Source organism: Heliobacterium mobile (genome assembly GCF_009720735.1).
GTDB lineage: Bacteria > Bacillota > Desulfitobacteriia > Heliobacteriales > Heliobacteriaceae > Heliobacterium > Heliobacterium mobile.
Genome location: NZ_WNKU01000010.1, coordinates 33,332 through 55,532 on the forward strand (window position 1 = coordinate 33,332; position 22,201 = coordinate 55,532).

Annotated in this window: 19 protein-coding genes and 1 pseudogene; 2 read left to right on the top strand and 18 right to left on the bottom strand. The window is 50.9% G+C overall.

The window, feature by feature from the left end; genetic code table 11:
- The first annotated feature begins 11 nt into the window (after nt 1-11).
- Nucleotides 12-233 (top strand): hypothetical protein, encoded by a 222-nt coding sequence (locus tag GJ688_RS09980; RefSeq protein WP_155476411.1) that lies wholly within the window; start codon nt 12-14, stop codon nt 231-233.
- Nucleotides 234-372: 139 nt separating this feature from the next.
- Here GJ688_RS09980 and spoIIM read toward each other — a convergent pair whose 3' ends face one another.
- The 17 genes and pseudogenes from spoIIM to dxs all read right to left on the bottom strand — a co-directional run bounded on the left by spoIIM (nt 373) and on the right by dxs (nt 18,960).
- Nucleotides 373-993: a stage II sporulation protein M gene (spoIIM, locus tag GJ688_RS09985; RefSeq protein ID WP_235910911.1), complete on the bottom strand. Its 621-nt coding sequence runs from the start codon at nt 991-993 to the stop codon at nt 373-375.
- 239 nt (nt 994-1,232) lie between these two features.
- The gene (locus GJ688_RS09990) at nt 1,233-1,451 is read right to left on the bottom strand and encodes a hypothetical protein (RefSeq protein ID WP_155476413.1); all 219 of its coding nucleotides are present in this window, start codon (nt 1,449-1,451) and stop codon (nt 1,233-1,235) included.
- Nucleotides 1,452-1,553: 102 nt separating this feature from the next.
- Nucleotides 1,554-2,762, bottom strand: a complete 1,209-nt coding sequence (locus tag GJ688_RS09995) for an endonuclease Q family protein (protein ID WP_155476414.1) — start codon at nt 2,760-2,762, stop codon at nt 1,554-1,556.
- Nucleotides 2,762-3,310 carry an NUDIX domain-containing protein gene (locus tag GJ688_RS10000; protein WP_155476415.1) on the bottom strand — a complete coding sequence of 183 codons (549 nt, stop codon included), beginning with the start codon at nt 3,308-3,310 and terminating at the stop codon, nt 2,762-2,764. Before GJ688_RS10000 ends, GJ688_RS09995 begins: the two co-directional genes overlap by 1 nt.
- Nucleotides 3,311-3,344: 34 nt before the next feature.
- On the bottom strand, nt 3,345-4,475 hold the full coding sequence (locus GJ688_RS10005) for a M20/M25/M40 family metallo-hydrolase (protein WP_155476416.1): 1,131 nt from the start codon (nt 4,473-4,475) through the stop codon (nt 3,345-3,347).
- Entirely contained in the window at nt 4,472-6,085 is a 1,614-nt protein-coding gene (locus GJ688_RS10010) for an HD domain-containing phosphohydrolase (RefSeq protein ID WP_155476417.1), read from the bottom strand. The genes GJ688_RS10005 and GJ688_RS10010 overlap by 4 nt, the downstream gene beginning before the upstream one ends.
- Before the next feature lie 135 nt (nt 6,086-6,220).
- On the bottom strand, nt 6,221-6,781 hold the full coding sequence (locus tag GJ688_RS10015; protein ID WP_155476418.1) for a hypothetical protein: 561 nt from the start codon (nt 6,779-6,781) through the stop codon (nt 6,221-6,223).
- 100 nt (nt 6,782-6,881) lie between these two features.
- Nucleotides 6,882-8,573 (bottom strand): methyl-accepting chemotaxis protein, encoded by a 1,692-nt coding sequence (locus GJ688_RS10020; RefSeq protein WP_155476419.1) that lies wholly within the window; start codon nt 8,571-8,573, stop codon nt 6,882-6,884.
- A gap of 524 nt (nt 8,574-9,097) precedes the next feature.
- Nucleotides 9,098-9,890: pseudogene (gene spo0A, locus GJ688_RS10025) on the bottom strand (sporulation transcription factor Spo0A).
- 175 nt (nt 9,891-10,065) lie between these two features.
- Nucleotides 10,066-11,493 carry a SpoIVB peptidase gene (gene spoIVB / locus GJ688_RS10030; protein ID WP_155476420.1) on the bottom strand — a complete coding sequence of 476 codons (1,428 nt, stop codon included), beginning with the start codon at nt 11,491-11,493 and terminating at the stop codon, nt 10,066-10,068.
- A 310-nt stretch (nt 11,494-11,803) separates the two neighbouring features.
- Nucleotides 11,804-13,492, bottom strand: a complete 1,689-nt coding sequence (gene recN / locus GJ688_RS10035; protein ID WP_155476421.1) for a DNA repair protein RecN — start codon at nt 13,490-13,492, stop codon at nt 11,804-11,806.
- Between the two features lie 12 nt (nt 13,493-13,504).
- The gene (gene argR, locus GJ688_RS10040) at nt 13,505-13,972 is read right to left on the bottom strand and encodes an arginine repressor (RefSeq protein WP_155476422.1); all 468 of its coding nucleotides are present in this window, start codon (nt 13,970-13,972) and stop codon (nt 13,505-13,507) included.
- Nucleotide 13,973: 1 nt separating this feature from the next.
- Nucleotides 13,974-14,678 carry a class I SAM-dependent methyltransferase gene (locus GJ688_RS10045; RefSeq protein WP_155476423.1) on the bottom strand — a complete coding sequence of 235 codons (705 nt, stop codon included), beginning with the start codon at nt 14,676-14,678 and terminating at the stop codon, nt 13,974-13,976.
- A gap of 3 nt (nt 14,679-14,681) precedes the next feature.
- Complete coding sequence (locus GJ688_RS10050; RefSeq protein ID WP_155476424.1) at nt 14,682-15,533, bottom strand: NAD(+)/NADH kinase; 852 nt, start codon at nt 15,531-15,533, stop codon at nt 14,682-14,684.
- A gap of 14 nt (nt 15,534-15,547) precedes the next feature.
- On the bottom strand, nt 15,548-16,021 hold the full coding sequence (locus tag GJ688_RS10055; protein WP_155476425.1) for a hypothetical protein: 474 nt from the start codon (nt 16,019-16,021) through the stop codon (nt 15,548-15,550).
- A gap of 176 nt (nt 16,022-16,197) precedes the next feature.
- Nucleotides 16,198-17,031: a TlyA family RNA methyltransferase gene (locus tag GJ688_RS10060; RefSeq protein WP_155476426.1), complete on the bottom strand. Its 834-nt coding sequence runs from the start codon at nt 17,029-17,031 to the stop codon at nt 16,198-16,200.
- A complete protein-coding gene (gene dxs, locus GJ688_RS10065) occupies nt 17,032-18,960 on the bottom strand; it encodes a 1-deoxy-D-xylulose-5-phosphate synthase (RefSeq protein WP_155476499.1) in 1,929 nt (642 codons plus the stop codon).
- Between the two features lie 214 nt (nt 18,961-19,174).
- On the opposite strand from dxs, the gene GJ688_RS10070 reads away from it, so the two are divergent.
- A complete protein-coding gene (locus GJ688_RS10070) occupies nt 19,175-21,214 on the top strand; it encodes an FHA domain-containing protein (protein WP_155476427.1) in 2,040 nt (679 codons plus the stop codon).
- A gap of 93 nt (nt 21,215-21,307) precedes the next feature.
- Here the strand turns inward: GJ688_RS10070 and GJ688_RS10075 are convergent, their stop codons facing one another.
- Nucleotides 21,308-22,198 (bottom strand): polyprenyl synthetase family protein, encoded by an 891-nt coding sequence (locus GJ688_RS10075; RefSeq protein WP_328597350.1) that lies wholly within the window; start codon nt 22,196-22,198, stop codon nt 21,308-21,310.
- Nucleotides 22,199-22,201: the final 3 nt, after the last annotated feature.

Consider the following 22,201-nt stretch of genomic DNA (forward strand, 5'->3'; position numbering starts at 1 on the left):
AGGAATTTATGATGGCTCGTCGTCGTAATTATATCGTCGCCCGTTCCTTGTCAAATGCAAATGCGCTTAACGCCACTCCTGTCAACGCTACTCCTGTCCATACGACCGGAAATCAATTTTCGCAGAGTGTAGCCAATACTCTTCCCGACTATGGCGCCCCCAATATGCAATCCGGTGGGACCGGCCTATACGGCAGCATTCGCCCTTCTTATGAGATCTACCCTGGAGAATAAAATAGCGACTCCAAAAAAGAAACCACCGATAAGGAGAATTTTTCCCTTTCGGTGGTCTCTTTTTGTCCATATCGTTGTATGGAGGCCTCACAGAAACTGAGGGTACGTAACCTGTAACCCGCATTAACCCTATACCCTATTAACTATAAAAAATACGCAACAACCCCGGCGTTACGTACGCGTCAATCAATCCTGCCGCCGTTGCGAGCACCATCACGCCGGCACCAGCGCCGGCATAAAGGAGCAAGGCTTGGCTTAAGGAAACGGGGCTGCGCTGACGACCCTTAACCAGCCATAACGTGAAGGCCAGGGCCATGACGCCGGCGAAGATCAGCGCCGGAAGGAAGACTAAACTGGATGGAACAAGGGTGAGTAAAACCACAAAAATCCCGTCCGTTGGCCGAGTTAAGATCAGAAAGCCCACGGCAAAACCGAGAACAAAGCCACGGAAATAAAGAAAGGCCGCGATAAAAGGCAGTCCTAACACGGTTAACCCCAGAAAAAGTATGAGACCAATCGCTTTCAGGTTTTGCGTCACCGCAAGGGAAAGGAGTGAGGAATAGTCGACACCGGTCCTGGCACTTTGAAAGGCGCTGATCACACGGGTTTGCAACTCTTCAGCCTGTCCCGGCGGCAATATTTTTGAGGCTATGGCGCCTGAAGCAATCCCGACCGCGATAATGGCGATGACGACAATATACAAAGCCCAGTGACTATGTAAGTGCCGGCGTCCCGCCGACATGTACCCTCCTTGCAGCATAAGCACCACGAAACAGCCTTCCTTCCCCTTTAGAACTGGATACTTATGCATATGCAAAAGAAAAGGAGCCATTACAAAATTTGATTGCTTCAGGCCGATTTCTGCTTATCAGTGCATCTGTAAAAAAGATAGTTTTCGCTTGCACTTTTTCAATTAGCATGCTACCATTAAGTTACTCCCTATGGAACTGGAAGCACTTCCTACGCTTCCCCCCAAACAAACCTGTTTGGGGGATTTTTTTATGCCGTTTGTTTTTTGTAACTTAGAAAACACTCATAGGCGATAGGGCACTCTTGAGCAAGTAGCTGGTAAAAGACCTTTTCCAAAGAAGAATCAGAATCGTCTATGACGTCCAGGTAGTTGTCGATGACGTAATCGGGGAGATAACCGTTCATACTTGTCATGACTCCGAGAGAATAAACGGCTCGCTGTACATCTTCCAATCGAAACCACGCCATTTTCGTGCCTCCTCTGTTTCTCTCGTCTGATTGGTTCGACGGCGGGATGTTATTTCCTTCCATGATATATAAATAACTTAAGCGACCTCATTGAGAGGTCGCTTATTTCATCTGAACCCGCCCGTAACGGCCCCCGCCTCCATCGGTCCATGTCAATTCTCCGTGACGCTGTGCCAAGAGGGGTGCAGCTATTTTCGGCCCCATCAGCCCTAGGATCTCTTCATCGGTCACCCGGTGGAGCAGGTTCATTTCCGTACCGAAAGCTTCGAGAAGTTTTTGCCGCGCTTTTGGTCCAATCCCAGGGAGGAATTCCAGCGGAACCTGGTGAACATAGGGCGGCCGATCGACAGTCTCGTAGACATCGGCACTGTCTCGGACAGACCGGTTGCCGTGGTGAGATAACCATTCGATGCGGTCAAGCACCCCTGGCGTAAGCACTTGAGCGCCACAGCTCGGGCATGGACCAAAATCCGGCGGCTCTACGGTGGTGATGGTCTCACAACGGGGACAAGCACTGCGATGGTACTTGCCTAGCCTGGGATCAAGTCCATAGTTGGCGATGATACGACGCCCCTCTTGTCTGCGCAATGCTTTGACCCATTCGGAAAAAGTGGGCGACTCCAATTCCAGCGCATTGTATTCGCGGGCGATTTTTGGCAATGAGTGGGCATCGGAGTTGGACAGGTAGGTAAAACCCTTTAGGCCGGGAATGCGATCGGCCAAAGTCGTATCAGAAGAAAGCCCTAATTCTAACGCCCAAATGTGATCGAGTTCCCCTTCTGTAAAGGCTTCCACCAAGTCGTCGACACCTTGGCCAAATAGCCCTTTATGAGGAGTAAAGGCGTGGGCCGGAACAAAGACCCCTTCCAGTTCAACGACCCGGTTTAATACATCGGAGGCACGGCAGCGACAGTGCTGAGAACTTAAATTGGGATTGGTCACCCAATCGCACACGCTCCGGGAGAAGGCCTTCAAACTTTCTAAAGTTGGCAGGTAGGCGAGGAAATGGGCTGGGCCGCCTTTTTCCTCTGTTTCCACTTCCGCACCGGCGAGAAATGTCATCTCCTTCTGGTAACGAAAACCGCCGCCAGAGAGCTCCTCCAGCTCTCCCCGCTCGATCAGCCGTTCCAAATCAGAGATCACAGGCAGGCAAGCTGCATCAATGACTCCCAGGAGATCAAGTCCTTTGCGGTGCTTACCTTCCCAGAGGGCAGCTTCCAAGGTAAGGTTTTTGGCTGCTGTAATTTTAATGGGCCGCCCCGCGTCAGAGCGACCCAAGTGTACATGAAAATCGCCGAAATATGTTCCCATTAATCCTCTTCCCGTTGCAATATGCGAGCGGCTTCCAATAAGCCGATAATCGACTTGGCATCGGTGATCTCACCGGTCTCAATCATTTCCAAGGCCGCCTCCAAAGGAACGACCAGCGGCTCTACAAACTCATCATCATCGGGCTTCGCATCGGCGATGACCAGTTCACGGGCGATGTAGAGATGCATTTCTTCGTTGCAAAAGCCGGGACTTGCGTAGAAACTGAGCAGGTGCTGCCATTTCTTCGCGGCGAAACCGGTCTCTTCAGCTAGTTCCCGTTGAGCACAATCGAGAGGTTCTTCGTCGGGACTGAGCTTTCCCGCAGGGATTTCAATGGAAACCTTTTCGATAGAATAACGCCACTGTCGCACCAGAATTACCTCATTGCGCGACGTCAGCGGGACGATAGCAGCAGCACCGGGATGCTCAACGATTTCCCGGTAAGAGGAAGTACCGTCGGGCAGTGTAACCCGGTCTTTTCGGACACTGATAAACTTACCTTGGTAAATCTGTTCACTTTCCAAGGTCTTTTCTTTTAGGTGTTCCATTCGTTCTCCTTTCGGGATCTCTTTGCAAACCTTACTATGAAAGGGCGGGGTCCTTCACATACTGGCGAATAATCTCTAAAACATAGCGGCTATTCCGTTCCAGGTTATCTATCGTGATGAATTCCTCTTTGGTATGCACTTTTTCCATGGCTATCGCCAGATTCGCCGTAGGGAGACCGGCACCATTATAGATATTCGCATCGGATCCTCCCCCTATGGGCACCAGTTGCGAGGTAAAGTTGAGGCTTTGGGCCGCTTTCAACGCCAGGGCGACGACGGGATCTTTTTCTGTCAAAATGAATCCGGGGTATACCTGGTTCACCTTGACTTCGGCCCGCCCTCCTAAGTCCTGTGCAGCCTGTTGAAAGCATGCCGCCATATGTCTTGTCTGTTCTTCCAACTTTTCTTCTCGTAAACTACGGGCCTCACCGGTGATGATGACCCGTTCAGGAACAATATTCGTCGCTGAACCGCCGTTAATCGTCCCTATATTCGCTGTCGTCTCCTTGTCGATGCGGCCCAAGCGCATCCGGTGAACAGCTCGAGAAGCGATTTTAATCGCGCTAACACCTTCTTCAGGACAGATACCGGCATGGGCAGTCCGTCCATACAATACAGCTTCGATATGGTTTTGGAAAGGTGCACTGGTGATAATCGTGCCTGGCTCTCCAGAGGCATCGAGCACATAGCCCATCTTGGACTGAAGCCATCCGATATCGAAAACTTTGGCCCCTTTGAGGCCCCCCTCTTCCTGAACGGAAAAGATGATTTCGATGGTCGGCCGAGTCTCTCCCGTTGCCAACAATACCCGCAGTGCTTCCAAAATGGCCACAATGCCGGCTTTGTCGTCGGCACCTAAGATGGAAGTTCCATCGGAATAGATGGCTCCGTCCCGGATGACCGGTGTAACCTTATCACAAGGGACGACCGTATCCATGTGGGCGCTGAAAAAAATAGCCCCGCCGGAACCGTTTCCCTCGAGGCGGCCATAGAGGTTTCCGGCATTACCGGGGATTTTCGTACCGGCATCGTCTTCTTCGACTCGGAAGCCCATCTGTGTCAGCGTTGCGGTCAACCGATCAGCGATTTGACGCTCGCCGCCACCGGGCGAAGAGATCGCACATAGTTCAATGAATTCCTGAATGATTCTTTGTCGTTCGATCAAGCTCCCGCATCCTCCCTTTTTTCGCGTTGGGTCTGTATGCTCATATCGTCGAGTAGTCCTTCTTCAACGAGTTGAACAAAGATCTGTACGATCTGCGGATCAAACTGTACACCGCTGCAGCGGATGATTTCCGCGATAGCCACTTCTTTGGGCAGCGCTCTTCGGTATACCCGGTTTGCCGTCATCGCTTCAAAACAGTCGGCCACAGCGATGATCCGTGCACCTAAGGGAATCTCCTCCCCTTTCAGCCCGTCGGGGTAGCCTTTGCCGTTATACCACTCGTGGTGGGCACCGACAATCGGCGCCAGTTCGCGAAAATGGGCTACTTGAGAAATAATTTGCTCACCGATGGTCACATGCATTTTGATTTCTGCGTATTCTTCTTCTGTTAGCGCACCCGGTTTCTGCAGGATATTGCTGTTGATGCCAATTTTTCCGATATCATGTAAAATCGCAGCTGTGGCGATCTGTTGTGCTCTCTCTGCAGAAATCTCCAAACGCTCAAGCATTCGTGTTACATAGCGGTGAACATACTCCGAATGGCCTCGTGTATAAGAGTCCTTCGCATCGATGGCCGCCACGAAAGCCTGCACGATAGCCAAGTGAAGGTCCTGTTGTTGCTTATATAAGGTGGCGTTTTCAATGGCGTTACCAATTTGATTGGCTAAGATGTCCATCAACTGAACTTCATCGTCAGAAAAAGCGTGTGGTTCATCGGCGAATACAGTCAATACGCCCAGTGTGCGACTCCGGCTGACGAGCGGAACCGAAAGGGCACAACAAAAGCCTTCTCTCACCAATAAATCGCCACAGGATTCGTCGGGCTTTGATTCGGTTATGTATACGATGGGATTGCCTGTGTCGACCGCTTTTCCCATGAAACACTTTTGCATAGGGAGCAGTCGACCGCGAAGCGAGTGGAAGCCGAGTTCAGCCGCAAGCCGGAGTAAACCTGTCTCAGCTTCGCAAATATGAACGGTACAAGCCTTTACCTTCATGATAGAAGCTGATAACTCTACGATCGATGATAACACCTGGGGAAGTTCCAGGCTCGAGTTGATCGTGTGTAAGACTTCCGTTAACGCCGATAGTTCGCTGACTTTGCGTTCTAATTCTTTTCCTGTCTTTTGCACAGAGTCCGATAGATATCCGACTACTGCTGTAGTCACCAGCAACGTGGCTCCTCGTAAAACTAAATCACCCCAATAAACACCTTCTGGCAGGGGCATGTTGATCATGAGGTATAAGATCAATGACAGGCACGCCCAAATTAGACCTTTTTGCAGGCCAAAACAAGTACTGTATAGGGCATTAATGAGAATGTAGCCGAGAAAAAATTCGCTATTTACGCCTCCTGTTAGGGGGATAATTCGAGCTAGAAAAAGCAGATCAAGGATGAAAGCACACAGATAGATCTGTTTAGCTAGGTTTCTTTTTGCAAAGAGTAGGAGAGTTAAGCAGACACTATAGAGGATTAAAAAAGTGATTCCACTTGTAAAAGATTTGCCCTCGACCATATCTGGATAAAAGTAACTCCATAGCACCATAGCGATGACTGCGATGGTTCGAAACAACGCAAAAACTCGGTATTCTGGAATGAAGAAGTTCATATATTTTTCCTCCTGCCTCTTACGGTAACCACATGGTTGGTGGATTTTTAACCGCGGCAGCGCTCGCTCTAACAATGACCTTCGCCGTTAGAGACGTTTTTTCCTTTTCCAGTCCATCAGATTATCTTGTCATAACTATCGGGGGCTCTGGATTGCGGCTAGCTTTTGTCCGATCCTGCTCTGATTTTCTTTGATCTTTTGGAAGTTCTCCATGGCTTCGGCGTAGCCATCATCGCTCTTCTGAGCAAAGACCGATGAGAAATCGCGAATGGTAAATTCTAATCGATCCATTTGCACTTCTATCATCCGTCGCAGTTCCTTATCCTCTTGGGGATTATGTTCGTTACTCATCTGTTCCTTAAGCAACTGAACTTGTGGCAAAATCACATCAGAAAACCATTGGGACGTTTCTAAATGCCCATATCGATTGACATCTTTCTCCACACGATCGTTGATTTGCTCCACGATTTGCTGCATAAACCAGTATCCTTCTTGAATACGGGAGTTCGGATCGGTATTGACCGACTCCTTGCTGTCATCCTTTGGATCTGCCAAACCCTCTTGGCTTGAGGCAGTTGATACTTCGGAGGTCGTCGTCACTGGTTCTTGTGGCAGAGAGGCCGTTTTGGACGTGACAGCGCAACCAACGAGGACGATGGCCAGCGTACAGATTACCCCGATAAGTCCTTTGTTCAATGGGTTTCACTCCCACCAGTGTCAATTATTAAACTATTTTTTATTATAGCAGGAAAAAAACAAACCGGGAGACTAAACTCCCGGTGATCGCAGAACTTGATTAAAGGATCTTAAAGACATCTACGGTTTTCTTCAACTCCGTCACCATGGCGTTAGACTCTTCAGCGCTATGAGCGATAGTATCCATCGATGCTGACGTTTGTTCCGTCGAGGCAGCTACTTCCTGAGCATTTGCAGCCGTATTTTCCATGATTCGAGCGATTTCTTGAATCAACTCTAGGATTTTCCCGGAGGTATGAACCTCTTCTTCGGTGACCTGTCCGATTTCTTCGATATCCCGCACCGTATTGTCGACGGCGGTAAGAATTTTCTCTAAAACATCTCCTGCTTTGTTGACAACGACTACGCCCTGTTCAACCTCTGAACGGCTATGCTGCATAGCTAGGACGGCGGCAGCCGTGCTTTCGGCGATTTTTCGGACTAAAGCGGCCACTTCGGTGGCGCCTTGGTTGGATTGCTCCGCTAATTTACGAACCTCTTCGGCGACAACCGCAAAACCTCTGCCGGCTTCGCCAGCACGTGCCGCTTCGATCGCCGCATTGAGGGCGAGTAAGTTAGTCTGGTTGGCTAAGCTGGTGATCGTGTCTGTAATTAAACCGATCTGTTGGGAGTATTCACTTAGCGTAGAGATATGGTCCTCTGTTTCAGCTGCTTTTTCTTTGATTTTTTCCATCCGTACGACTGTTTCGGCGATGGTTCTTTTGCCTTCACCAGCCGCTTGCTCTGTCACCTTCGAATTGTCGGCCGCCGACAGGGCCTGCTGTTTGGCCTTTTGGATCATGTTCGAGAAATCATGGAGTACTTTCGTCGCTTCCATGATGGATTCGTTCCCAATAGATGCGTCCCTGGCCACATGTTGAATATTGCCGGCCACTTCCGATGCAGCTATGGATACCTGATCACTCGTGGCTGCCACTTGTTTTGATGAGTGAACTAACTCGTCGGCAGCCCGTCGAACCGTGCCGACCAGGTTCGACTGCTCTTCAATCATCTGGTTAAACCAGCGGGTTAATTCTCCGATTTCATCGGATTGGTTATGTTCGTCGACCCGAGTTGTCAAATCCCCTTGGGCCAATCCTTTGACCACGTTGACAATGCCATCAAGGGGCGTGCTGACATATTTTCGAACCATCATGTATATAACCATAACCGTCAACAGGAGTACAACGAGCGTGACGGACAGGTTAATCATGGCCACTTTCTCTTTCGACAGTCCTTCCAGTTGAGCGGTTACACTGATCGCTCCCCGGAGTTCACCGACTTTGTAGCCTTCTTTTTCATGCCCGAGAGGATCCAACTGGCCCTTTGGTTCGCCATGACAGGGAAGACAGGCTTGCTGGATATAGAGAGGCTTGGCAAAACGCAATACACGGTAACCGTTAGAACCGAGCACTTCTGAGTAATGGTCCAAGTTCTTATCCTTAGAAAGCCGTTCAATCATCTGCTTTTCCCAAGCATCAGGCGCGTCTTTCGGGTTGCGGTACTTGTCAGAAGTGTACTTAATGGTAAAAACGGGGTCTTCCGGACGTTGTCCCGTCACGTGCTTAGCCAAAAAAGTCTGTACGTCCGTCTGTTTTTCGGCTATCATTTTTGATTCCTGGATCCTGTTTTGTTCCGCAATCGTCACAAATAAATCGGGCAACCAGGTAATCGCGACGGCCATGATTACCAACAACGGAACGACTCCGAGAATAAATTTAGGCGCCAGTTTAAGTCGATTGTAAAAGCCCATAGGTCGACCTCCCTCACTGCTGCTTCCCTCATGGCACCACGACAGGTTTTATCGATAATTTGTTAAGCTTTTATTCGCCATTCGTTTAAGGTTCTCCTTCCCCAGAAAATAAAAAATCTTAATACAAACCCATACTTCTTATCTTTCATCTACTTTCTTCAATTGTTTTCTTTGAATTCAAATGGAAGTATCAGGAACTGCGAAAAAAATTATTTTTATACGATTGTATATTTCATGTTTAGGGTTGTTCTATAAAATAGCAAATACACCCAACCGTTAAAGCAGGGTGTATTGTAATCTATATTAAAGCTTACGTTTTAAATAGGTTTTTGTGGCAGTTTAACTATTTATTCAAATGAGTAATTATGACGGAATATATAAAACCTAAGAATTGATTAGACACCTATTCTATTTAGATTAAGAAAACATTCTTTGAGATTATCATCATATTATTTTCCTGGTGGAAATTCGAAAGAATAAAGTTTCTATACGGTCCCAAGTATTTCTGGATTTTCTTTGCGGAACTAACCCACTTTCTGTCCCAATCGAAGCTTGTCTGCCACCATCGCGATGAACTCGGAATTAGTCGGTTTTCCCCGCTCGAGATTGATCGTGTAGCCGAAGAACTTGGACATCATCTCGACATTTCCCCGATCCCAGGCTAACTCTATCGCATGTCGAATCGCTCGCTCCACCCGAGAAGGAGTCGTCATATACTTTGTCGCTATCATGGGATATAACTCTTTCGTTACGGCACCAAGCAGGCTGACCTCGCTGATAACCATAAGGATGGCATCACGCAAATACTGATAGCCTTTAATTATGAGCCGGGACGCCCATTTGATGGATGATATTGGTTACCTCCACATCCATGTTTCGAGGACGAGAAGGAGGTGCGATCACAGGAGGCGGCGTGACGACGGGGGTATTGTTGCTGCTTCCGGTAACGAGCTGGCGAATGCGGTTCCCCAAGATCTCCAAATCAAAGGGTTTGAGAATGTAATAATCAGCCCCCAATTGAACGGCCCGCTGTGTCATCGACTCCTGACCAAAAGCTGTTAAAATGATGGTCCTCGGACGATGTTGGAGGCTCAGTCCGATCATACACTCCAAAACGCCGATGCCATCTAAATGGGGCATGATAATATCGAGAATTATCAAATCGGGCTCTTCCTGTTGGATCAGTTTAATCGCATCTTGTCCGTTATTCGCTACTCCGACTAATTCCATGTCTTCTTGTTGACTTATGTAGTCTCGAAGAATATCACAGAATTCTTTGTTATCATCAGCAACAATCACTCGAATGTTATTTAACATTTTCTGTTCCGCCTCCCAGCTTTTTCACTGCACATAGCTTTTCGACAAGGCCTATGGATATCCTTCTTCAATCCTTGGAAAATCGTTCGTAAAAAAGCGCTTAGATGTGACAAATTTTTCCACAAACGCTGTCGCTTGCTGTTCTTTGTTAATTCTAATTGTTAATGTACCACAATTATGCGCAGAATTTTATATCCGTCGATTGAATACACTTTAAAGGACGAACCGACAAAAAATAAGGACTTCGCCAAAATGGCAAAGTCCCCACTTGTTGCATCCCTGCTTTCCAAAGTCCCGCTTCCTCAAGCATTTTCTCTATTAAGACGCCATAGCCTGTAGAAGGCTGATTGATAAAAACATGGGTCACGGCTCCGACGATTTTTCCATTTTGAATAATCGGACTTCCGCTCATACCTTGGATGATTCCACCAGTAATGTTGAGCAGACGAGGATCGGTCACACGGATGACAAGGCCCTTGCCGTCGGTACGATGAGGCATGATCCGATCGATGACGATTTGAAAACGCTCGAGCTTATCTCCTTCAACGACGGTGATGATCTCTGCCGGTCCTTCTTCGACTTGTGCCGATAAGGCGATCGGAAGTACATTCGGATAGTGAGGGTTCTCCAAATTCCCTTCTAATCGTCCGAAGATGCCCACAGTGGTGTTGTGCTGGATGTTTCCGGTATAGGCGGGGTTGTCTTCCTGAAAGGTTCCTACTTTCTCACCGGGGGCACCTCGTTTTCCCTGTTGGATCGACTTGACTAGAGCGGGGACGATTTTACCGTCAGCTACATCGATGCGCTGGTTCGTGTCGGCATCATTGATGACATGTCCTAAAGCTCCATAGGTTTTTGACTGCGGTTCATAGAAGGTCAACGTACCTACCCCGGATGCCCGGTCCCGAACGTATAAGCCGATGCGATGTCGTTTCGTTTCTCCGCAGCGTACGGGTTCGACGGTTGCCTGAAACATTTGACCATTGCGGGACAGTTCCATGTCCACTTTTTTTCCGCTTTGTCCCGCTTCATCGATAATCCGGGCCAATTCGGCGTCACTTTTGACCGGTTGTCCGCTAACCTTGAAAATGGTATCGCCCACTTGAATCCCGGCGTCCTTTCCAGGGTAATGCTTCTGGCCCTGTTCATCGATGATGGGCGCTTGCCCGACCACAATAACCCCTTGCGAGTGAAGCATGACTCCGATGGAATGGCCTCCGGGAAGAAGCTGCATCGGTGGCAGGACATCGACAACGATGTTTTTCATAGGGATAAGACCGAGAAACCGCAAGGTCAGATTCAGCCTTCCTGGCTCCTCTGTGGCATTCGCTGGTGATACGGCGGTAAATTGGTTCGCCGCTTCATCGGAGAGTGCTTGTGAGGAGGGATGAATGTTAGGAACGGCCGATCGCTGAACGTCCATGGTCACATGGCGCAAGACATTTTGGGAGAACATCCGTTGGATAGGGATTTCCTCTCCTACAGTTGTCCGCAGTTGAGAAGGCGAGAACCAAAGGCTTAAGGCTTCATCAGTCAGGCTGCCCGTAACCAACAGCAGAGCTAACAATATTCCCAGGACGTGTTTTACACGTTCTGTAGACATTCGCCACCTCCTTGGTCAAGCTTGGCTCGGGAACGGTCATTTAGCGGGGCGTCTCTAGCTTTTCCCGAGCGAGGCGCCATATCCCGCTAACCCGTGGTTATCCCGAAAAGCCCTGCCAGTCGAGCCAATAAGGCAGCCAATGAATAAAGCGACCCCGCTATTTCATGCAGGGTCGCTTTTTATACTGGAAATTTCCAAACTATAATCCAGCCATCTTTCCGAAACCATCATTTACGAATCAGAACCGCTATGTATCATCAATAACGTAACGTTCAGGGAAAAGTCACCGTCTTTAGATTGCCTCTGCTCATTAGGAGCTTTTCTTCGCCCGGGCAAACATTTCCTCGGCATGGCTATGGGTAAGCTGGCTCGCTCCGTCACCGCCGAGCATGCGGGCCAATTCTTTGACGCGAGCGCTTTCGTCAAGATTGACGATTTTGGTGATGGTTCGCTGACCTCGTAGAACCTTTTGAATCAAGAAATGGTTGTCCGCATAGGCTGCCAGTTGGGGCGCATGGGTCACGCAAATCACCTGCACATCTTCCGCCACTTGAGCCATCTTTTGGGCCACAGCCTGCAGAGCTTGTCCACCGATACCGGCATCGATTTCGTCGAAAATTAGGGAAGGTATCCCTTCCACTTTAGCCAGAAGCGTCTTGAAGGCTAAGAGTATACGTCCCATTTCGCCGCCGGAAGCAATCTTCGCTAATGGTTTGGGCGGTTCGCCAGGGTTTGGCGTAAACAAAAACTCCACGTCTTCAGCGCCTGTAGCAGAGGGTTCTGTGCGAGGATCTAAGCGCACCTCTAATTTAGCTCGGTTCATGCCGAGGAAGGCCAGTTCCTTATCGATGGACTTTTCCAACTGCTTGGCCATCTTTTGACGTAAGGACGATAGCTTTCGGGCCTCCTCGGCATATTTCTTCGTCCGTTGATCCCGTAAAGCCAACAACTCGGCCATCCGCTCGTCCCGGTTCTCCAACTCTTTTAATTCCTGCCGGGCCTGTTCCAGATAAGCCAGGATTTCTACGGTAGAACCACCATATTTTCGCTTCATCCGTCGCAACAGATCGAGGCGGTCGTCCACTTCCTCGAGCCGTCCCGGTTGAAACTCCAAATCCTCCCGGTAGTCTCGCATCCGCTGCGCCACATCTTCCACCTGATAATAGGCGGCTTCCAGATTTTGCGACAATTCGGCTAAAGCCTTATCGAAGGCAGCCGCTTCTTCGATAGCTGTGCGGGCTTTATCGAGCAAGTCCAAGACTCCGGCTCCCTGTCCCCCGAAAAGGGACTCATAAGCGCCATTGGCCTGAGCCATCAGTTTTTCCATGTTTTGCAGCCGTTTTCGCTCCTGCTCCAGCTCATCCTCTTCACCGTCCACAAGGGCCGCCGAGTCGATTTCTTCGACTTGGAAGGCGAGCATGTCTTGGCGCTGGATGCGATCCCGCTCATCTTTTTGAAGCCGTTTCAGTTCCTCCTCCACCTCTTCCAAGGCTCGGTAGGCCCCTTCGACGGCACGGAGAATTTTTTCCCCATCGACGCCAGACAGACGATCCAACAGAAGGCGGTGTTTGCGCGGGTTCATCAGGGATTGCTGCTCATGCTGCCCCTGCAGGTCCACAAGGCGTCCTCCCACTTCTCGAAAGAGCGATAAGGGCACACTGCGTCCGTTGATTCGGCAGACACTCTTGCCAGCTTTAGTGATTTCCCGCGTCAATAAGAGGCTGTCGTCATCGTCCACATCGACGCCGAGTTCCGCTACTTCCCGGCAAAGATCGCTCTCCCTCTCATCGATCCGGAAAAGTCCTTCGATCCGAGCTTTCTCAGCACCGCTGCGAACCACATCGGGCATCGAACGTCCACCGATGAGCAAACCGACGGCGTCAATGATCAAGGATTTCCCGGCACCGGTCTCCCCGGTCAGCAGATTCATCCCGGGAGACAGTTCTAATTCCGCTTCCTCGATGAGAGCGAAGTTTTCCACTCGAAGTCTTTCCAGCATAAGCTTCCCCCCTTACCGCTCCTCTTCTTCATTGAGCCAGCCTGTAATTTTATCGACGAGTCCTTCCACAGCTTCTACCGGTTTGACGACGATGAAGATGGTGTCGTCACCGGCTACGGTGCCGATGATTTCGGTCCACTGACTGTGATCGATCGCAGCCGCAACAGCATGGGCATGACCGGGAAGGGTACGGACGACGACGATGTTGAGGCTGTAATCGACATGGGTCACCGTATCTCGAAGCAGACGTCGCAAACGATCGGGAACAGGATGAGGGGCCGATTCTCCCGGGGCCGCGTAACGAGATTCATCCTTACTGACGGGGACTTTGAACAGTCCCAGTTCTTTGATGTCTCGAGAAACGGTCGCCTGGGTAACTTCTATCCCTCGATCACGCAGCCGTTGGGCTAATTCTTCCTGCGTGCTGATGATCTCACTGTTGATGACGTCAAGGATAGCCCGATGACGTTTACTCTTCAAGTTAGCGACACCCGCCTTTGAGTGGCTTTTTTTCCGCGACCAGCACATAAGGCGGTCGTCCGGTCCGGTTCGGGTATTGGATAGAGACGGTATCCCAAGCTTTCGGAGACAAGTTTCTCCACCAATTGTCGACGGCGGCAGCCTCCCCTTCGGCTCCTTCATGGCCTACATAGACTACAACGACGATTCTTCCCCCAAAAGCCAATTCCTCTGCGAGAGCCTCTAGCGCAGCCACCGTTGTCTCCGCTTGCGTCACCACTGTGTGATCGCCTCCAGGAAGGTAACCTAGATTAAAGATGGCACCTTTTAGGGGAGGATGATCCTTCGCTTTGAGCAAGGCAGCCAGTCGGCTGTGATCGCATCTAAAGAGGCATATTTCCGATGATGAGAGGCATCCATTCTCTGCCGTAGGTTCCATGACTTGTGCTGGTTGGTTCAGGGAACTTAGTTCCGCATCATCGCTTTCCAAGTTGTTCAACCAGAGGGCTGCCTCGTAGCCGGACTGCTTCAGCCGGGCGGCTGTGGCATCAATCGCCTTTTGCTGGATATCAAAGGCCCAAACTTTTCCCCCCGGCAAGACCTGTTCCGCGAGAAATAAGGTATCCTGTCCGTTTCCGGCTGTCCCGTCGATGACGAAGTCGCCAGGTTGGACTATCTCTGTTAAGAAACGCCGGGACCAAGCCACGGCTGATGTGAGGGAGTTCACAGTTTACCTCCCCTGCCGCATTTTTTCGCGTAATATTCGAAAGAAGCTCCGTTCAGCCAGACGGATGAGCCGGCAAGTGACGGGCGCTTTTTTGACGAGCACCTGATCTCCGCAAAGCATAGGCAATCCGGGCTGACCGTCCACGGTCACCACGGCATGACCATGGGCGTTCGTCACGGTCAGCCGAATCGTTTCGTCCTGTGGAACGACGAGCGGGCGAGCGTCCATGGCATGGGGACAGATGGGCGTCAAAATCATGGCATGAATTTCCGGCGAAACGATCGGTCCCCCTGCGGAGAGGTTATAGGCTGTCGATCCCGTCGGCGAAGCCACGATCAGTCCATCGGCGGCATAGTTGCCCACCACTTCGTTCCCGACGGCCGCTTCCATCTGAATCATGCGCGGGTGATCCCCTTTGGTGATGACGACATCGTTCAGGGCGTAGACGGGATCACTGAACTTGTCTTGATGAACTAACACAGCTTCCAGCATCATTCGCTCTTCAATCCGGTAATCGCCGGCAATCAAGCGCTGCAAGGCAGGAAAGAGATCGCCAATCTCGATTTCTGTCAAAAAGCCGAGACGTCCCAAGTTGACACCCAAGACCGGTATGCCGTAATGGGCCACCAGGCGTGCCGTATTGAGAAGTGTTCCATCTCCCCCTAGGACCACGACCCAGTCGAGCTGACGTAAACGGGAACGCAGTTCTTCGGAAGGGGACTGCACCAGTTCGGTCACCTTCGTCAAGGGAATTCCCATAGCTATGTTCCTGTCAGACAACCATGCGGCCATTTCTGCGGCTACTTCTTGGGCTTGCGGTTTTTCGTCGTTCAGGACCACTCCTACGGTAGGCACAGGCTCAGCCTCCTTTACGAAGCATATTCGAACTCGATTCGGTGGATCTTTTTCGCCGCCATATCAACGAGCAGCACTCCGTCTACTTGGTACACCAAAGAGTATTCGAGGAGTTGTCGCCGCGTGTCTCCATGAGTTGGCCGGGGCGCCCGGTCGCCTGTCTTGACCTCTGCGATAAAGGTTTTGCCTTTTCCGGTGACGAGATAGTCGGCACGAACAGAGATCTCCACCGGTCGGCCGTCGACACGCATAGTCATCCGCCCCGCTGGTTGAGCTTTGATCACAGAATAACCTTCTTGTTTTAATAGCTTGGCCGCTTGCTGTTCCCCTACACGACCGACTCGCATCCGCCAGTAGGTGATCCACTGAACATAGAGCCGTCGCAGAAAAGAGAAGACCATTGCGCCTACGATCAGGGCGATGAACAGCAGCATCGCAAACTGTGACGAATCCATATGTAACGTTTCCGGCACGGCAACCTCCATCATCAAAAGAGATATCACCGGTAACTATTCATTTTCTACACCGGTTGGATCTTGTCCTGCCGAATTCTCCGAATCGACAAGAAACCGCGAAAAAGAAAGGACCCCGTCGGGTCCATTTCGGGCGGTTTTGGCCCCTCTTTCCTGAGGCGGCCAAAACCGAAATTTGCGTTTATTGTTCCTTACCGCACCGCTTCATGGGCTTTGTTTACGATACCGGCGATTTCCTCGGTAGTTTTAAGGTGATCGGAAAAGAGGATCGGCCTCACCGGTTCGATTCCCGGCTTTTGCAGCAAAAGCAGGTATTCGATGTTGCCTTCAGGCCCTGTAATCGGTGAGAAGTCAAGGCCCAAGATGGACCACTGCCGTTCTCGCGTCCAACAGACGAGCCGTTCGATCACTTCCTGGTGTACCTTTGGGTCCCGGACGACCCCTTTTTTGCCGACCTTCTCTTTACCGGCTTCAAACTGGGGCTTGATCAAGGCCACCACATACCCGGGCTCCTCTATCAATTCAGCAACGGCCGGCAGCACCTTTTCCAGCGAAATGAAGGCCACATCTATCGTCGCAGCCTGGGCTTTTTCTCCCAACTGTTCTGCCGTCAAATAACGAATGTTCGTCCGCTCGAGACAGCGAACCCGGGGGTCGTTGCGCAGGGACCAGGCCAGTTGTCCGTAGCCCACGTCGACGGCGATCACCTTAGCAGCGCCGTTTTTCAAGGCTACATCCGTGAAGCCCCCTGTAGAGGCACCCACATCGAGAACGGAGTATCCCCTAAGATCGAGTTGAAAAGACTCGATCGCTTTGGCTAGTTTGAATCCGCCACGACTCACGTAGGGGCAAGCGTCGCCTGTAACCGTAATCGGTACGTCTTCCGGGAGCATGGTGCCTGCCTTATCAACCCGCCGTCCATCCACTTGGATCAGACCGGCCAGGACGGCTGCGCGGGCTTTTTCCCGCGTCGGCATGAGGCCCTTGTCCACGAGCAGTGTATCGAGCCGCTTTTTTTCTGCCATCTATCGTAATTCTCCAGGGCAAACGATTTTCATGGGCCCTCTTTTTCGGCTCAAGGAGACACCGTCCAGCATCTCCCGAGCCGTACGAGCCAAGTTGTCCACTGTCAGTCCATATGTTTCCCGGAGAATCGAAATCGAACCATGCTGAACGAATTCGTCAGGGATGCCGATCCGCTTGACCTTGCAATCGACATTCTTGGCCTCAAAGAGCTCTAGAATGGCGCTGCCGAATCCACCTGCCAGAATGTGCTCTTCTATGGTGATGATCTTCCCGATATCTCGGGCTAGCTTGAGAATCAGCTCTTCATCCAAGGGTTTGACAAAACGGGCGTTCACTACGGCAGCACGAATGCCCTGCTCTTCCAGCTGGTTCGCCGCCTCTTCGGCAATACTGACCATGTTGCCGATGGCGATGATGGCCACATCGGTGCCCTGACGAAGCACTTCTCCCTTCCCGATGGGCAGGAGGGTCAGCTCCTTGTCCAGGGAGGCGCCGACACCAGCACCACGGGGATATCGGATGGCGATGGGTCCATTATATTCGACAGCCGTATAGAGCATGTGCTGAAGCTCGTTTTCGTCTTTCGGAGACATGTGTACCAATTCGGGAATATGCCGTAAATAGGACATATCGAAGACACCATGATGGGTTTCGCCATCATCTCCCACCATACCGCCGCGATCGATCGCAAAGACAACAGGTGCCTTGTGCAAGCAAGCATCGTGGAACACCTGGTCATAAGCGCGTTGTAAAAAGGTGGAGTAAATAGCGACGACCGGTTTAAATCCTTGCAGCGCCATCGCCGATGACATGGTCACGGCGTGCTGTTCGGCGATCCCGACATCAATAAAACGGGAAGGGAAATTCCGGGCAAAAGCGCCTAAGCCGGTACCATCTGGCATGGCGGCAGTGATGGACAAGATGCGTTCATCCTGCCGGGCCAATCTCAGCAGTGTCTCACTGAAGACTTGCGTATAGCTCGGGGGACCGTCGCTCTTATGCACTTTGCCGGTGGCCCGATCAAAGGGGCCCACCCCATGAAAGAGGCTGGGATTGGATTCGGCCGGCCCGTATCCTTTCCCTTTTTTCGTCAACACATGAACAAGCACAGGACCTTTCAGCCGGCGGGCATTAGCCAAGACAGCACGCAGTTCTTGCAGGTTGTGACCGTCAATCGGCCCTAGATAGGAGTAACCTAGTTCTTCGAAAAGCACACCAGGCACCACCAAGTTCTTCAGGCCGTCTTTCATCTTCTCGAGTACCTTGAGCACATGGGGGCCGATGGAAGGTATGCGTTTTAAAACATCTTCCATCTCTTCTTTATTGCGGAAATATCTCGGATCGGTGCGGATGCGTGTCAGGTATGTAGACATGGCACCGACGTTATCGGCGATCGATTTTTCGTTATCGTTAAGGACCACGATCAGATCGGTCTGCACATGTCCAGCATGGTTTAATGCTTCAAGGGCCATCCCGCCGGTCAACGCGCCGTCGCCGATGACAGCGATCACAGAACTGTCTTCTTTTTGGAGGTCGCGCGCGCAGGCAAACCCCAGCGCGGCCGAGATAGATGTAGAACTGTGTCCCGTATTAAAAACATCGTGTTCGCTCTCAGAGCGCTTTGGAAAGCCAGCAAGGCCCCGGTGCCGTCGGAGCGTGGAAAATTCCTTGTAGCGACCTGTTAAGAGCTTGTGTACATAGGATTGGTGTCCCACGTCCCAAACGATTTTATCCTTTGGCGTCTTAAAGACCAGATGTAGGGCCAGCGTCAATTCGACGACACCCAGGTTTGGTGCCAGATGACCCCCGTTGTTCGATGTGGTCTCGATAATAACCTCGCGAATTTCTTTGGATAGCTGCTCTAACTCCGCTGAGGTCAGCTTGTGTAAGTCAGCAGGTTTGTGAATTTGGCTAAGAATCTGGGGCATGTTAACGGCCACCTTCTCTCCGAACTTTTTGTCCTTTTGGACGCCATCCCTACTGTGAATGACCGTCACCCGTTTCATCATACCTGTCCATGATTATATCATGAAAAATTCTGCCCTTCAAAGAATGTTGAACGTTTTTCCAGTCCGTCAGTGGAGGATATCGGGCAGTTCGTGTCGAAACGAGTGACCGTTTGGGACAGGAGGTTAGTATAAATTGCATACGTCGTCAAGGTTATTCCGGCAAATCATGGGTATCATGTTAGCATTTGTCCTTTTATGTCAAATGGGGTACCCAGAGATTGCTCACGCAGGGGAATCGTTCCCCTCCAACGTTTCCGGCGTCGATGTCACTAAGCCGGCTGTTGTTGAAGTCCAAGCGGGAGCCACAGCCACTTTCCGCTTCTCTGACCGAGCCTGGCCTATCGCCGTCGGCGGGGTTGCTTCCGGCTTGGTCGTCAATCCAGACGGAGTGATCGTCACTTCATCGCGCATCGTCGATCTGCTGAAAAAGGATCAGACCAGCATCCGGCAAGCTCTCGCGGACCGCTTTTTCGATGAAGTGCAAAAGCAAGTGGGACGCCGCCTTTCCGAGTCAGAACGATTGGGTATCGCCCAGAATACGACCCTGATGGAGGAAGTCAAAACGTACCAGCAGGTGCTCTTGTCGGACGGACAAAAGTACGATTTTCAACTGCTTTGGGCAGGAAGCCCGCCGCAGGAAGTTGTCCTTAACAACGCACCGGTAGTTTCTTATCGTCCAAAGGCATCTACCACAAAAACAGTGAAAGAAGAAGGCGTTGAACCCCGGCAAGATGAGGGTGTTTCTCCCGTTCCTACGCCTGCAGAAGAACCTGCCGAAGTGGAACAGCCCGTTCCGGTAACATCATACCCGAGCAACCGAGAGTTTGACGCGCTCCAAGAAGTGGCAGTCGTAAAAATTCAAGCCGAGAAAATGCCGTCCATGTTGCTGAGTCCCGCTGGCGAATCGGACTCGTCCAAAACGGCCACAGTCATCGGCTTCCCGGGCAATGCCGCTCCAACGGCCTTATTGACACCAGGAACAGTTACAGAAGTCGCTGAAAATCCCGGCACCATCGTCTCATCGAAGACGGGAAAAGGAAAAGAAGCCTACGGTTCTCTACTGGACATCGAAGCGACCTTAGCACCTGCCGCTGCCAGCGGACCTGTCGTCACCGATGATGGTCGTATCGTCGGATTAGCTGGGAAAACGGCAAAGGGGACCGGATTGTACCCCATGGTCAACAGCCAGGCTGTGCTGGAGGCCCTGCAGAAAGCAGGTCAATCGAACAAGGCCTCTGACACCACGTCGGTTTATGCCAAAGCCCTCTCCATGTATAACCAAGGGTATACGTCAAAAGCCATTTCCATTCTGGACGATGTGCTCGATATGTTTCCTCACCACGGCCCGGCAAAAGCAATGTTAGCCGACGCGAAAGCCCGTCTGGAAAACGGTGATGACCGGATTTACTGGCCTGACTTCATCCTGCATAGTGTGATCACCCTGCTCATAGCTGCCGTAGGTGGTACCTATCTCTGGATCAGGTACAAAAAAGGCCGACGGAAGCAATCTTCCGCTAAAGGAACCGTTTCCAGCAATTCTGAAGATATCACTTCATCGACTTCAGAACAAAAGGCTTCTTCATCCCCCATTTCGTTCTTAATTTCGAAAGAAGAAAAAAACTCTCCCAACAATGAATCGCCTATAGATAATAATATGGTCGTTTCCGCTTCAGAATTACCATCTCTTGGTACAGATAGCAGCGATTCTGGATCCATTCAGGATGCTTCCGTTGATAGGATGAGCAATTCAAAGGCATTCACAGAATCGGCTGCCACGGATGATTCTAACGGGAAAGGACAAGAGAAAATCCCCTCCCCTGTTGCATCGATAAAACAACAGAACGCTGTCATCCCGGTCATCGAATTTTTTTCGGGCATGTTAGCCGGACGTAAATACGTCATCCCTAAAAAAGGTCTCTTGATTGGACGAGATCCCTCTGCCTGCCAGATCGCCTTAAAAGACCCGGTCATCTCCAAGCAGCATCTCTTTATTGGACCTGATCCTTTCGATCGCAATTCGATCATCGTCACCGATAAAATGTCGACCAACGGAACCTTTATCAACTCCCCTGATGGAGAGAAACTTGTCGGGTCTCTCCCCTTAAAGGATGGCGATAAGGTGTTCCTCGGGAAGCAAAACGGGTTTGTGCTTCGTTTGACCGATGAAGAATAATCAGGCGCAGTAATCTTTAAAAAGACCTTAAAAATGAACAAATGGAAAAAGCCCTATGAAGCATGCGAATGTTTCATAGGGCTTTTTTTAATTCTAATTTTCTCGCACCAGTAAGTACTTGGCCAGCTCGCGCAATATGTCCGCCATTTCCCCAAACATCTGGAGGCTTTCTTGGGCCGCTTGAACGACCCGGCGGGCCTCTTCCTGGGCTTTTTCAATACCGAGGAGAGAGGGGTAGGTCGCTTTGTTGTTCTTTTCGTCGCTGCCCACTGGTTTACCGATCTTCTCTTGATCTCCTTGGATGTCGAGCAAGTCGTCGGTGATCTGAAAGGCGAGTCCCAGATAATCGCCGTATTCCGATAAGGCACGAATCTCTTCATCAGTGCCGCCGCCTAAAATGGCGCCGATGCGCAGGGATGAACGGATCAGCGCCCCTGTTTTGTGACGATGTATGTACTCCATGGTCGATAAATCGATCTGCCGGTTTTCCGACTCCATATCGACAACTTGTCCGCCAATCATGCCCATCGTTCCGGAGGCTTCCGCGAGTTCGGCGATCACTTGCAGGACCCGGGCCGGCTCATGGCCTTCCCGGAGGGCTTCCTCCGCGACGAGACCGAAAGCTCTTGTCAACAAGGCATCGCCAGCCAGGACAGCGGTAGCTTCTCCGAAGACTTTGTGATTCGTCGGCATACCCCGCCGCAGGTCGTCATCATCCATAGCCGGTAGGTCATCGTGGATCAACGAGTAGGTGTGGATCATCTCTAAGGCGCAAGCGGCCGACAGCACCTTTTCTTCATCGCCGCCGACGGCTCGGCAACCGGCCAGTACCAGGATCGGGCGAAGGCGTTTACCGCCCGCGAAAATGCTGTAGCGCATCGCTTTATGGATGACAGTTGGGTACGTCTCTTCCGATGGAAGGTAACGTCCGAGCGCCTCGTCTACCTGTTGAATCATCAGCTTCATTTCGGCTTTGAGATTCACAGC